This is a genomic window from Variovorax paradoxus, assembly GCF_902712855.1.
Taxonomy (GTDB): Bacteria; Pseudomonadota; Gammaproteobacteria; order Burkholderiales; family Burkholderiaceae_C; genus Variovorax; species Variovorax paradoxus_Q.
Genome location: NZ_LR743507.1, coordinates 3983940 through 3997433 on the forward strand (window position 1 = coordinate 3983940; position 13494 = coordinate 3997433).

Annotated in this window: 9 protein-coding genes; 6 read left to right on the forward strand and 3 right to left on the reverse strand. The window is 65.9% G+C overall.

The window, feature by feature from the left end:
• Nucleotides 1-38 precede the first annotated feature (38 nt).
• On the reverse strand, nucleotides 39-1697 hold the full coding sequence (aceF, locus tag AACL56_RS18520; RefSeq protein ID WP_339091277.1) for a dihydrolipoyllysine-residue acetyltransferase: 1659 nt from the start codon (nucleotides 1695-1697) through the stop codon (nucleotides 39-41).
• Nucleotides 1698-1759: 62 nt separating this feature from the next.
• On the reverse strand, nucleotides 1760-4474 hold the full coding sequence (aceE, locus tag AACL56_RS18525; RefSeq protein ID WP_339091278.1) for a pyruvate dehydrogenase (acetyl-transferring), homodimeric type: 2715 nt from the start codon (nucleotides 4472-4474) through the stop codon (nucleotides 1760-1762).
• Between the two features lie 228 nt (nucleotides 4475-4702).
• Here aceE and AACL56_RS18530 point away from each other — a divergent pair, with 228 nt between their 5' ends.
• From AACL56_RS18530 to AACL56_RS18550, 5 genes are all read left to right on the forward strand, one after another.
• Nucleotides 4703-7243 carry a PAS domain-containing sensor histidine kinase gene (locus tag AACL56_RS18530; RefSeq protein ID WP_339091279.1) on the forward strand — a complete coding sequence of 847 codons (2541 nt, stop codon included), beginning with the start codon at nucleotides 4703-4705 and terminating at the stop codon, nucleotides 7241-7243.
• A complete protein-coding gene (locus tag AACL56_RS18535) occupies nucleotides 7240-7872 on the forward strand; it encodes a response regulator transcription factor (RefSeq protein WP_012747279.1) in 633 nt (210 codons plus the stop codon). The genes AACL56_RS18530 and AACL56_RS18535 overlap by 4 nt, the downstream gene beginning before the upstream one ends.
• A 76-nt stretch (nucleotides 7873-7948) precedes the next feature.
• Nucleotides 7949-8800 carry a bifunctional methylenetetrahydrofolate dehydrogenase/methenyltetrahydrofolate cyclohydrolase FolD gene (folD, locus tag AACL56_RS18540; RefSeq protein ID WP_339091281.1) on the forward strand — a complete coding sequence of 284 codons (852 nt, stop codon included), beginning with the start codon at nucleotides 7949-7951 and terminating at the stop codon, nucleotides 8798-8800.
• Nucleotides 8801-8930: 130 nt separating this feature from the next.
• Nucleotides 8931-10979 (forward strand): M3 family metallopeptidase, encoded by a 2049-nt coding sequence (locus AACL56_RS18545; protein WP_339091282.1) that lies wholly within the window; start codon nucleotides 8931-8933, stop codon nucleotides 10977-10979.
• A 30-nt stretch (nucleotides 10980-11009) separates the two neighbouring features.
• A complete protein-coding gene (locus AACL56_RS18550; protein ID WP_339091283.1) occupies nucleotides 11010-11651 on the forward strand; it encodes a glutaredoxin family protein in 642 nt (213 codons plus the stop codon).
• 4 nt (nucleotides 11652-11655) lie between these two features.
• Here AACL56_RS18550 and rpiA read toward each other — a convergent pair whose 3' ends face one another.
• Nucleotides 11656-12366 carry a ribose-5-phosphate isomerase RpiA gene (gene rpiA / locus AACL56_RS18555; RefSeq protein WP_339091284.1) on the reverse strand — a complete coding sequence of 237 codons (711 nt, stop codon included), beginning with the start codon at nucleotides 12364-12366 and terminating at the stop codon, nucleotides 11656-11658.
• A 40-nt stretch (nucleotides 12367-12406) separates the two neighbouring features.
• Between rpiA and AACL56_RS18560 the strand changes: the two genes are divergently transcribed.
• Nucleotides 12407-13486 carry a quinone-dependent dihydroorotate dehydrogenase gene (locus tag AACL56_RS18560; RefSeq protein ID WP_339091285.1) on the forward strand — a complete coding sequence of 360 codons (1080 nt, stop codon included), beginning with the start codon at nucleotides 12407-12409 and terminating at the stop codon, nucleotides 13484-13486.
• The last annotated feature ends 8 nt before the right edge of the window (nucleotides 13487-13494 follow it).

Consider the following 13494-nt stretch of genomic DNA (forward strand, 5'->3'; position numbering starts at 1 on the left):
GCCCCCTATGGAGGGGAGCACCGAAGGTGCTCGGGGCGTCATAGCAGGATGCGACGGTAGTCCGCGAGCACTTGCCCCAGGTAGGCGTTGAAACGCGCAGCCAGGGCGCCGTCGATCACGCGGTGGTCGTACGACAGCGACATCGGCAGCGTGAGACGCGGCACGAACTGCTTGCCGTCCCACACCGGCTTCATCGCGCTCTTCGACAGGCCGAGGATGGCGACTTCGGGCGCGTTGATGATGGGCGTGAAGTGCGTGCCGCCGATGCCGCCGAGCGAACTGATCGAGAAGCAGCCACCCTGCATGTCGGCCGAGCCGAGCTTGCCGTCGCGCGCCTTCTTGGCGAGTTCGCCCATTTCGGCGCTGATCTGCAGGATGCCCTTCTTGTCGGCATCCTTGAGCACCGGCACCACGAGGCCGTTGGGCGTGTCCGCCGCGAAACCGATGTTGTAGTACTGCTTGTAGACGAGCTGGTCGCCGTCCAGGCTGGTGTTGAACTCGGGGAATTTCTTCAGCGCCGCGACCACCGCCTTGATGACGAAGGCCAGCATCGTGACCTTCACGCCCGATTTCTCGTTCTCCTTGTTGGTGGAGACGCGGAAGGCCTCGAGCTCGGTGATGTCGGCTTCGTCGTTGTTCGTGACGTGCGGGATCATCACCCAGTTGCGGTGCAGGTTGGCACCGCTGAGCTTCTTGATCCGCGACAGGTCCTTGCGCTCGACGGTGCCGAACTTCGCGAAGTCGACCTTGGGCCACGGAATGAGGCCCAGCGCGGCACCATCACCACCAGCGGCCGGCGCCTTGGCGGCCGAGGCCTTGGTGCTGGCCTGGCCGCTCATCACGGCCTTGGTGAAGTTCTGGATGTCTTCCTGCGTGATGCGGCCCTTGGGCCCCGAGCCCTTGACCTCTTCGAGCGGCACGCCGAGTTCGCGGGCGAACTTGCGCACCGAGGGCGAGGCATGCGGCAGGTTGCCGGTGGGGGCTGCCGTCGGCTGGTGAGCCGCTGCCGGTGCCGCGGCGGGAGTTGCAGCTGCGGGCGCCGGAGCGCTCGCCGGTGCCGGAGCGGCCGCCGCCTGTGCAGGCGCGGGAGCCGCAGCCGGCGCAGCGGCGGCTCCTGCGGAGCCTTCGAGCACCGCGATCAGGTCGCCGATGTTGACGGTGTCGCCCACCTTGACCTTCAGTTCCTTCAGCACGCCGGCAGCCGACGACGGGATTTCCATCGAGGCCTTGTCCGATTCGACCGTGATCAACGACTGCTCGGCCGCGACCGTGTCGCCCACCTTCACCAGCAGTTCGATGACGGCGACGTCCTTGAAGTCGCCGATGTCCGGCACCTTGACCTCGACCGGACCGGAGGCCGCGGGCGCCGCTGCAGGTGCTGCCGCGGCCGGTGCAGGCGCGGCGGCTGCTGCGGGTGCGGCAGCAGGCGCAGGGGCCGGCGCTGCAGCGGCACCGCCACCTTCGGCCTCGAGCACGAGCACCACCGAGCCCTCCTTCACCTTGCCGCCGACCTCGACCTTCAGTTCCTTCACGACACCGGCGGTCGACGACGGAATCTCCATCGACGCCTTGTCCGATTCGACGGTGATGAGCGACTGCTCGGCCTTGACCGTGTCGCCCACCTTCACGAGCACCTCGATCACCGCGACTTCATCGAAATCGCCGATGTCGGGCACTTTCACTTCCACTGCTGCCATATCGTTTGTCTCCCGCCGTGAGGCGCCGTTTCGTTCGTTGGTTGTTGATTGCCTGGCGAGGCTCAGGCGTAGAGCGGGTTGACCTTGTCGACGTTGATGCCGTACTTCTTGATGGCTTCGACCACCTTGGCGACCGGCACCGTGCCATCTTCGCTCAGCGCCTTGAGCGCGGCCACCACGATGTAGTGACGGTTGATCTCGAAGTGCTCGCGCAGCTTGTTGCGGAAGTCGCTCCGGCCGAAGCCGTCGGTACCCAACACCTTGTAGGTGCGGCCCTTCGGGACGAAGGGGCGGATCTGCTCCGCGTAGGCCTTCATGTAGTCGGTCGATGCGACCACCGGGCCGGTCGTGGCGCCGAGCTGCTCGGCCACGAAAGGCACGCGCGGCGTCTGGTCGGGATGCAGCAGGTTCCAGCGGTCGGCGTCCTGGCCGTCGCGCGTGAGTTCGTTGAAGCTCGGGCAGCTCCACACGGAAGCCGACACGCCCCAGTCCTTCTCGAGCAGTTCCTGCGCGGCAAAGCTCTCGCGCAGGATGGTGCCGCTGCCCAGCAGTTGCACGGTGGGCGCCTTGGCCTTGAGCGCGGGGCCCTGCTTCGACAGGTACATGCCCTTGATGATCTGCTCTTCGGTGCCGGGCTGCAGGCCGGGCATCGGGTAGTTCTCGTTGAGCAGCGTCAGGTAGTAGTAGACGTTGTCCTGCTTCTCGACCATGCGCTTGAGGCCATGGTGCAGGATCACGCCGACTTCGTGCGCGAAGGTCGGGTCGTAGCTCACGCAGTTCGGGATGGTGTTGGCCAGGATGTGGCTGTGGCCGTCCTCGTGCTGCAGGCCTTCGCCGTTCAGCGTGGTGCGTCCCGACGTGCCGCCCAGCAGGAAGCCGCGGGCCTGCATGTCGCCGGCCGCCCAGGCCAGGTCGCCGATGCGCTGGAAGCCGAACATCGAGTAGTACACGTAGAACGGCACCATGATGCGGTTGTTCGTGCTGTACGAGGTGGCCGCCGCGATCCAGCTCGACATGCCACCGGCTTCGTTGATGCCTTCCTGCAGGATCTGGCCGGCCTTGTCTTCCTTGTAGTACATGACCTGGTCCTTGTCGACCGGGGTGTACTGCTGACCGTGCGGGTTGTAGATGCCGATCTGGCGGAACAGGCCTTCCATGCCGAACGTGCGAGCCTCGTCCACCAGGATGGGCACGACGCGCGGGCCAAGCGCCTTGTCGCGCAGCAGCTGCGTGAGGAAGCGGACGTAGGCCTGCGTGGTCGAGATCTCGCGGCCTTCGGCCGTGGGCTCCATCACCGACTTGAAGGTTTCCAGCGAAGGTACGGTGAAGCTCTCGTCGGCCTTGGTGCGGCGATGCGGCAGGTAACCGCCGAGGGCCTTGCGGCGCTCGTGCAGGTACTTCATTTCAGGCGTGTCGTCGGCCGGCTTGTAGAACGGCAGCTCGGCGATCTGGCTGTCGGGAATCGGGATGTTGAAGCGGTCGCGGAAGATCATGATGTCCTCGTCGCTGAGCTTCTTGGTCTGGTGCACGTTGTTCTTGCCCTCGCCGATCTTGCCCATGCCGAAGCCCTTGACGGTCTTCACGAGCAGCACCGTGGGCTGGCCCTGGTGGTTCTGCGCGGCGTGGAAGGCGGCGTACACCTTCTGCGAGTCATGGCCGCCGCGCTGCAGCGCCCAGACTTCGTCGTCGGTCATGTGCTCGACCATCTTCAGCGTGCGCGGGTCGCGTCCGAAGAAGTTCTTGCGCACGTAGGCGCCGTCGTTGGCCTTGAACGACTGGTAGTCGCCGTCGTTGCACTCCATCATGATCTTGCGCAGCGCGCCGTCGTGATCCTTCTCGAGCAGGGCGTCCCAGCCCTTGCCCCAGACCAGCTTGATGACGTTCCAGTTGGCGCCCCGGAACTCGCCTTCGAGCTCCTGGATGATCTTGCCGTTGCCGCGGACCGGGCCGTCGAGGCGCTGCAGGTTGCAGTTGATGACGAAGATCAGGTTGTCGAGGTTCTCGCGCGCGGCCAGGCCGATGGCGCCCAGCGATTCGACCTCGTCCATTTCGCCGTCGCCGCAGAACACCCAGACCTTGCGGTTCTCGGTGTTGGCGATGCCGCGTGCGTGCAGGTACTTGAGGAAGCGGGCCTGGTAGATGGCCATCAGCGGGCCGAGGCCCATCGAGACGGTGGGGAACTGCCAGAACTCGGGCATCAGCTTCGGGTGCGGATAGCTCGACAGGCCCTTGCCGTCGACTTCCTGGCGGAAATTCAGCAGCTGCTCTTCGGAAAGACGGCCCTCGAGGTAGGCGCGGGCGTAAATGCCGGGGGACACGTGGCCCTGGATGTAGAGCAGGTCGCCGCCATGGCTTTCGCTCTCGGCGCGCCAGAAGTGGTTGAAGCCTGCGCCGAACATGCTCGCCAGCGAGGCGAAGGAACCGATGTGGCCGCCCAGGTCACCGCCTTCGGCCGGGTGATGGCGGTTGGCCTTGACCACCATCGCCATGGCGTTCCAGCGCATGTAGGCGCGCAGGCGCTGTTCGATCTCGAGATTGCCGGGGCTGCGGGCCTCCTGCGAGGGTTCGATGGTGTTGACGTAGCCGGTGTTGGCCGAGAACGGCATGTCGACCGTGTTCTGGCGGGCATGCTCGAGCAGCTGCTCGAGAAGGAAGTGCGCCCGCTCGGGCCCTTCGCTCTGGATGACGGAGGACAGTGCATCCATCCATTCACGGGTCTCCTGGGCGTCCGCGTCGTTTGCGGCCGAGCCGAACAGGTTCTCGGGATTTGCCGACATGCTTGTCTCTCCTTTTAGGGCTGTGGCGGTAATTTAGTGCGCTATGCGCGCAGCGCGGCGGAGTTTCTCATAGAAACATCGTGATTTCAAATAGTGCGCCATAGTTTCTTAATGTGGAATTTTGAACTGTGACCGCATCCCGATGACCGCTAGAAACCGACCATGCTGGAGCCTATGCCACCGCGGCTTTCACGTCGTTTCCCGAGGGCCTTCACCTAAACTCGGACCATGCCCCTCTCCTCCCCGTTGGCGGTTGCCCGCAATGCCGTGAAAGCGTCGCCCCTGTCCTGGTGGCGCAAGTGGTGGCGCCGGCAGACGCCGGTGCTGCAGGACGCCGTCGCCATGCTCGCGCCGATGGCGGCGGTGCTGCTTTTCCTGGCGGCCATCGTCTCGGCCTTCTGGTACCTGCGCACGGAGGAGGTCGAGCGCGAGCAGGAGTCGGTACGCCGTGACGTCGAATACGCGCAGCAGCGCATGCGCCTGCGGCTGCTCGAGCGCCAGGAACAGCTGATGCGCATCGCGCGCGACGCATCCAACCGCGAGATCGACCCCGTCGAGTTCACCAGCCGCGCCGAATCGCTGGTGAGCCAGTTCCCCGAACTCCAGACCATCACCTGGATCGACGACCGCCGCCGCTTCAAGGCCGGCTACGCGGCGCCCAGCGTGCATCCGGCGCAGCAGCACCTGATCGGCGACGTGCTGCGCCCCGGCGACATCGAAAGCAATTACGCCCTGGCGCGCGAACTGCGACAGCCGGTGTATTCGCAGCCTGTGGCAGGCGGCGAACCGGCTGCCATGCTGCAGCTGCACATTCCGCTGTTCGACCAGGGCCTGTTCGCCGGCGTGGTTCTCGGAGAATTCTCGGTCGACGGGCTGCTGCGCTACGGCATGCCATCCGAGGTGCAGGCGCGCTACGCGGTATCGCTGCTCGACGCCAAGGGCCACGTCATCGCCGGCAACACCACCAACCTGAAGGACAGCGGCACGCGCCTGCTCCCGTGGTCCGAGCGCACGAATGAATACGAAGTGCCGGTGTCGCCCGTCGGCAATGCGCTGGTGCTTCGCGCCCAGGCGTATCGCACCTCACAAGGCGTGGTCGGCAACGGGCTCTTCTGGCTGGTGTGCGCGCTCAGCGTGCTCACGAGCTGGATGCTGATCGGCACCTGGCGCCACACACGCCGGCGCCTGCAGGCCCAGCAACGGCTGGTGGCGGAGACCAACTTCCGCCGCGCGATGGAAAACTCCATGCTCACCGGCATGCGCGTGCTCGACCTGCAAGGGCGCATCACGTACGTGAATGCGGCCTTCTGCGCCATGACGGGCTGGAGCGAGGAGGAACTGGTCGGCCAGACGCCGCCCTTCCCGTACTGGCTCGAGTCCGACCGCGAGGTGATGAACGAGCGGCTCGAAGAAGAGTTGCACGGCCGCGCCCTGCCGGGCGGCTTCCAGGTGCGCGTGAAGCGAAAGAACGGCAGCGTGTTCAATGCGCGGCTCTACGTGTCACCGCTGATCGACGCACGCGGCCACCAGACCGGCTGGATGACGTCGATGACCGACATCACCGAGCCCACGCGCATCCGTGAGCAGCTCTCGGCCTCGTACGAACGCTTCACCACCGTGCTGGAAGCGCTCGACGCTGCCGTGTCGGTGGCGCCCATCGGCAGCGAGGAACTGCTGTTCGCCAACAAGCTGTATCGGTTGTGGTTCGGCTCCGACACGGTGGGCCATCTCGGCATGGTGGCGCAGGCCGGCGTGCCGGCCTCCAACGCACACGACGAAGGCCTGGACGACGTCGACCCCTACGCGGGCCTGCCGATCGACACGCTCACCGCCGCGCAAACCGCCAACAACGAAATCTTCGTGCCGCACCTGGGCAAGTGGCTCGAAGTGCGCTCGCGCTACCTGACCTGGGTCGACGGCCGCCTCGCGCAACTGGTGATCGCCACCGACATCACGCCGCGCCGCGACGCCGAGGAACAGGCGGCCGCGCAAGCCGACAAGGCACAGGCGGCGAGCCGTCTCATCACCATGGGCGAAATGGCTTCGAGCGTGGCGCACGAGCTCAACCAGCCGCTGACCGCCATCACCAACTACTGCAACGGCATGATGTCGCGCATCAAGGGCCAGTCGATCGACAACGACGCGTTGCTCGCAGCACTCGAGAAGACGTCGAAGCAGGCGCAGCGCGCGGGTCAGATCATCCAGCGCATCCGCTCCTTCGTGAAGCGCAGCGAGCCCAATCGCACGCCGGCCGACGTCGCCACCATGGTGAGCGAGGCGGTCGAACTCGCCGGCATCGAACTGCGCCGGCGCAACGTGCGCCTGAACCACTACGTGGCGGCGCGGCTGCCCGTGGTGCGCGTGGACCCGATCCTGATCGAGCAGGTGATGGTCAACCTCCTGAAGAACGCGGCCGAATCCATTGACATCGCCGATCGGCCGCTGGCGCGCCGCAGCGTCGAGTTGCGCGTGCTGCCCAAGGTCATCGAGGGCCACAACGCCATCGAGTTCTCGGTGCAGGACACCGGCAAGGGCCTGGCACCGGAAGTGATGGACCGGCTCTACGAAGCCTTCTTCTCCACCAAGCCCGAAGGCATGGGCATCGGGCTGAATCTGTGCCGCACCATCGTCGAGTCGCACCGCGGCCGGATGCAGGCGGAGAACATCTACAATGGTCCGGATGTGATCGGATGCCGTTTTTCCTTCTGGATTCCGGTGTTGGACGCTATCAGTTCCGTAGCTAGCGACGAGGCAAAGGTACCTGCATGAGTTTGATTCCGAAGAAGGGCACGGTCTATGTCGTCGACGACGACGAAGCCGTACGCGATTCGCTGCAATGGCTGCTCGAAGGCAAGGACTACAGAGTCCGCTGTTTCGATTCCGCCGAATCCTTTCTCTCCCGATACGACCCGCGCGAAGTCGCCTGTTTGATCGTCGACATCCGCATGGCCGGCATGACCGGCCTCGAACTGCAGGATCGGCTGATCGAACGGCGCTCCCCGCTGCCGATCGTGGTCATCACCGGCCACGGCGACGTGCCGATGGCGGTCGACAGCATGAAGAAGGGTGCGATGGACTTCATCCAGAAGCCCTTCAACGACGAAGAACTCGTCACGCTGGTCGAACGCATGCTCGAACATGCGCGCGGTGCCTTCACGCAGCACCAGCAATCGGCCAGCCGCGACGCGCTGCTGTCCAAGCTCACGGGCCGCGAGGCGCAGGTGCTCGAACGCATCGTGGCCGGACGCCTGAACAAGCAGATCGCCGACGACCTGGGGATCAGCATCAAGACGGTCGAGGCGCACCGCGCCAACATCATGGAAAAGCTCAACGCCAACACCGTGGCCGATCTGCTCAAGATCGCACTGGGGCAGGCGGCGCCAGCGGCCAAGGCCTAGAAGCTGTCTCTTCGATAGCAATGAACGACCACCACGCCTGCGCAAGCGGGCGTTTTTACTTGGAAAACCGAAACCGATGACCGCCCAACTGATCGACGGCAACGCCCTCGCCAAAACCATTCGCGCCGAAGTCGCCGGCCGCACCGCCGCACTGAAGGCGCGAGGCGTGAATCCGGCCCTTTCCATCATCCTCGTCGGCGAAGACCCGGCCAGCCAGGTCTATACGAAGCACAAGGTCAACGACAGCGCGCAGACGGGCCTCGAGGCCACCCTCGAGACCTATCCCGCCGACATGAGCGAGGCCGACCTGCTGGCCCGCATCCGCACGCTCAACGACGACCCGAAGGTGCACGGCATCCTGGTGCAGCTGCCGCTGCCCAAGCACATGGACAGCCAGAAGGTCATCGAGACCATCTCGCCAGCCAAGGACGTCGACGGCTTCCACGTTGCCAGCGCCGGCGCGCTCATGACCGGCGCGCCCGGCTTCTGGCCCTGCACGCCCTACGGCTGCATGAAGATGCTCGAGTCGATCGGCTACGACCTGCGCGGCAAGCACGCGGTGGTCATCGGACGCAGCAACATCGTCGGCAAGCCGATGGCCATGATGCTGCTGGGCAAGAGCGCGACCGTCACCATCTGCCACAGCGCCACGCAGGACCTGGGTGCCATCACGCGCCAGGCCGACGTGATCATCGCGGCGGTCGGAAAGCTCAACCTCGTGACCGCCGACATGGTGAAACCCGGCGCAGTGGTCATCGACGTGGGCATGAACCGCAAGCCCGACGGCAAGCTGGCGGGCGACGTCGACTTCGACGGCGTGAAAGAGGTTGCGGGCTGGATCACCCCCGTACCGGGCGGCGTCGGCCCCATGACGCGCGCCATGCTGCTCGCCAACACCCTTGAAGCGGCCGAACGCGCCGCAAGATAAGAATCACGGCGTTGCTTGCGCACTGCGTGCAACCGCCCCTTCCCAAGGGGCGCCACCGGCGGTCCGGCGAAGCCGGTTCTGCGGTGGCCTCCGAAAAATGGTCTCGCCACGTTCGAACAGGATCACCCATATGACCAACCCTCTTCTCGATTTCACCGATCTCCCGCTGTTCGACCGCATCAAGCCCGAGCACGTCGCTCCTGCCGTCGACGCCTTGCTGGCAGATGCCGAGACCGCGCTTCAGACCGTGACTGCGCCTGAGTTCCCGGCCGACTGGAATGCGATCTCCAAGGTGCTCGACGTGGCGTCGGAACGCTTCAGCCGCGCGTGGGGCGCCGTCGGCCACCTCAACGCCGTGGCCGACACGCCCGAACTGCGCGCCGCCTACAACGAGGCGATGCCGCGCGTCACCGCGTTCTGGACCCGACTGGGCTCCGACAAGCGCCTGTACGCCAAATACAAGGCCATCGACGTTGCCACGCTCAATGCGGAGCAGCGCCAGGCGCATCGCAACGCAGTGCGCAACTTCGTGCTGGGCGGCGCGGAACTGCAGGGCGATGCCAAGAAGCGCTTTGCCGACATCCAGGAACGCCAGGCCGAACTGAGCCAGAAGTTCAGCGAGAACGCCCTCGATGCCACCGACGCATTTGCCTACTTCGCCAGCATGGGTGAACTCGAAGGCGTGCCCGAGGACGTGACGAGCGCCGCGCGCGCCGCTGCGCAGGCCGACGGCAAGGAGGGCTACAAGCTCACCCTCAAGATGCCGTGCTACCTGCCGGTGATGCAGTTCGCCAGGAGCAGCGCATTGCGCGAGAAGCTCTACCGCGCCTACGTGACCCGCGCCAGCGAATTCGGCGACGCCGCATTCGACAACACCTCGCTCATCACCGAGATCCTCGCGCTGCGCGAGGAAGAATCGAAACTGCTGGGTTACAGCAACTTCGGCGAGCTGTCGGTCGTGCCGAAGATGGCCGAGTCGCCGGAGCAGGTCGTGAAGTTCCTGCGCGACCTCGCCACCAAGGCCAAGCCCTACGGCGAACGCGACCTGGCGGACCTGCGCGTCTTCGCGTCCGAACAATTGGGCATCACCGACCCGCAGCCCTGGGACTGGAGCTACATCGGCGAGAAGCTCAAGGAGGCGCGCTACGCCTTCAGCGAGCAGGAGGTGAAGCAGTACTTCCCCGCGCCGAAGGTCATGGCGGGCCTCTTCAAGATCGTCGAGACGCTGTTCGAAGTGTCGATCCGCCGCGACTCGGCACCCACGTGGCATCCGAGCGTCGAGTTCTACCGCATCGAACGTGCCGGCCAGAAGGTCGGCCAGTTCTACCTGGACCCCTCCGCGCGCGCCGCGAAGCGCGGTGGCGCCTGGATGGACGACGTGCGCGCCCGCTGGCTGCGCCCCGACAACGGCGTGCTGCAGACCCCGGTGGCGCAGCTGGTGTGCAACTTCGCGAGCGGCGTCGACGGCAAGCCGCCGCTGCTGACGCACGACGATGTGACCACCCTCTTCCACGAGTTCGGCCATGGCCTGCATCACATGCTCACGCAGGTGAACGAGCGCGACGTCTCGGGCATCAGCGGCGTCGAGTGGGATGCGGTCGAACTGCCGAGCCAGTTCATGGAGAACTTCTGCTGGGAGTGGGACGTGCTCAAGCACATGACCGCCCATGTGGACACCGATGAGCCGCTGCCGCGCGCGCTGTTCGACAAGATGACGGCGGCCAAGAATTTCCAGAGCGGCCTGCAGACGCTGCGCCAGATCGAGTTCTCGCTGTTCGACATGCTGCTGCACACCGAGTACCGTGCCGACGCCGCCAAGCCTGGCGACGTGATGGCGCTGCTCGGCCAGGTACGCGCCGAAGTCGCGGTGATGCCTTCACCGCCGTTCAGCCGTACACCGAATACTTTCAGCCACATCTTCTCGGGCGGTTATGCCGCCGGCTACTACAGCTACAAGTGGGCCGAAGTGCTGAGCGCCGACGCCTATGCCGCGTTCGAGGAAACAGTGGGTGCCGATGGCGAGCCCAACATCGAAACCGGCCGCAAGTACCGCCAGGCGATCCTGGAGGCCGGCGGCAGCCGCAGCGCGATGGATTCGTTCAAGGCCTTCCGCGGCCGCGAGCCCCAGCTTGATGCGCTGCTGCGACACCAAGGGATGGCGGAGCCTCAGCCCGCTTGATGCGGCGCTGAAGCTTGCGATACTCGGGCGATGCATCCGATTTACAAATTCTCACTGCATCGCCTGACGGGTCTTGTCCTGGCGCTCATCGCCGTCGGCGCGGTGGCGCAGCCGGTCTACCGCCAAGTCGACAAGAACGGCAAGGTCACGTTCACCGACCAGGCACCCAGCGCCAGCACCGCGCCGGCGTCGGCATCGCAAGGCAGCCCAGGCATGCCGGCCAATGCAGGCCTGCCCTACGAGCTTCGGCAGGTGGTGCAGCGCTATCCGGTGACGCTGTATACCGGTGAGGAGTGCGGACCATGCAGCATGGCCCGCACGCTGCTCATCACGCGCGGCATTCCATTCGACGAACGCACAGTGAAGAGCAACGCGGAAATCGATGCGCTGCAGCGACTGAGCAGCCAGAGCTCGCTCCCGCTGCTCACCATCGGTTCGCAACAGCTCAAGGGCTTCTCGGATGCCGAGTGGTCGCAATACCTCGATGCGGCCGGTTATCCCAAGAGCAACAGCCTGCCTCCGGGCTACCGCAACGGGCTCGCGCGGCCGCTGGTGGCGCAACAGGCAGCGCCCGCACCGGCGGCACCCACGGCACCGGCAGCGCAGCCTGCGCCGCCCTCGGCCCCATCGAGCGAGCCGAGCCCGAGCAACCCGGCCGGCATCAAGTTCTAGCCGGTCAGTCGAACTGCAGGGTCTTCACGCCCGCCGACGTGCCCAGCAGGCACACGTCGGCTTTCTGGTGTGCAAAGACGCCCACCGTCACCACGCCGGGCCACTGGCTCACCTCGGACTCGAAGGCACGCGGGTCGCTGATCCGAAGGCCCGTGACGTCGACGATGTGCTGCCCGTTGTCCGTGACCAGCGGCAGGCCGTCCTTCTCGCGCACCTGCGCAATGCCGCCCATGCTGGCGAACTGGCGCATCACGCGGCGTGCGGCCATCGGGATCACCTCCACCGGCAGCGGGAAGGCGCCCAGCGTTTCCACCAGCTTCGATGCATCCGCGATGCAGACGAACCTGCGCGACTGAGCCGCCACGATCTTCTCGCGCGTCAGCGCGGCGCCTCCGCCCTTCACCATGAACCCGCGATGGTCGATCTCGTCGGCACCGTCGATGTAGACAGCGAGCTCCTCCACCTCGTTGCTGTCGAACACCGGAATGCCCAGCGCGCGCAAACGCTCGGTCGAAGCGACCGAACTGGAGACGGCGCCCTTGATCTCGTCCTTGATGGTGGCCAGCGCATCGATGAACTTGTTCACCGTGGAGCCGGTACCGACGCCGACGATCTCTCCCTTGACCACATAGGCCAGCGCGGCGCGGCCGACCTGGGCCTTGAGTTCGTCCTGCGAGACGGGGTTGGCGGGGTTTGGGGAGGCGGGTGCGGTCATCGCGGAGAATCCTTGGCTCATTGAAGTCCGGAATTATCCGATGCCCCTGCTGTCGCCCTCCTCGCTCTACGGTCTCGCCCGCCCTTTCCTGTTCGGTTTCGACCCCGAGCACGCCCATGAACTCACGCTCGACGGCCTCGCCAGAACACAGAACACGCCGCTGGCCTGCGCCTATTCGTCGCCGCGCATCGACGATCCGGTGCAGCTCGCCGGCCTGAATTTTCCAAACCGCGTCGGCCTCGCCGCCGGACTCGACAAGAACGCGCGCTGCATCGACGCCTTCTCCGCCATGGGCTTCGGCTTCGTCGAGGTCGGCACGGTGACGCCGAAGGCGCAGCCCGGCAACCCGAAGCCGCGCATGTTCCGCCTGCCGCAGCGCGACGCCCTGATCAACCGCCTCGGCTTCAACAACGAAGGGCTCGACGCCTTCGTGGCCAACGTGCAGAAGGCGCGGTTTCGCACGGGCGGCAGAAATGCGCGCGCGCCGATGCTTTTGGGACTGAACATCGGCAAGAACGCCGCCACGCCGATCGAGCGCGCAGTGGACGACTACCTTGCCTGCCTCGACGGCGTATACCCGCACGCCGACTATGTGACCATCAACATCTCGAGCCCGAACACGGCCAACCTGCGCACGCTGCAAAGCGATGAGGCGCTCGACGCACTGCTTGGCGCGGTGGCCGAACGGCGCGAGACTCTGGCCACGCGCCACGCCAAGCGGGCACCGCTGCTCGTGAAGATCGCGCCCGACCTGGACCAGGCGCAGGTCGCCGTCATTGCCGCCACGCTGAAGCGCCACGGCATGGATGGCGTGATCGCAACCAACACCACGCTCTCGCGCGACGCCGTCAAGGGGTTGCCGCATGCAGAGGAAGCCGGCGGACTCTCGGGCGCGCCGGTGCGCGAAGCCAGCAACCGCGTGGTGGCGCAACTGCGCTCAGCGCTCGGCGCGGGCTTTCCGATCATCGGGGTCGGTGGCATCCTGAGCGGTGCCGATGCCAAGGCCAAGATCGCCGCGGGCGCGGACGTGGTGCAGGTCTACACCGGCCTGATCTACCGCGGTCCGGCGCTGGTCCGCGAAACCGCCCAGGCGCTGCTGCGCGACCGCAGCAAGGCCTGAGCCTTCGG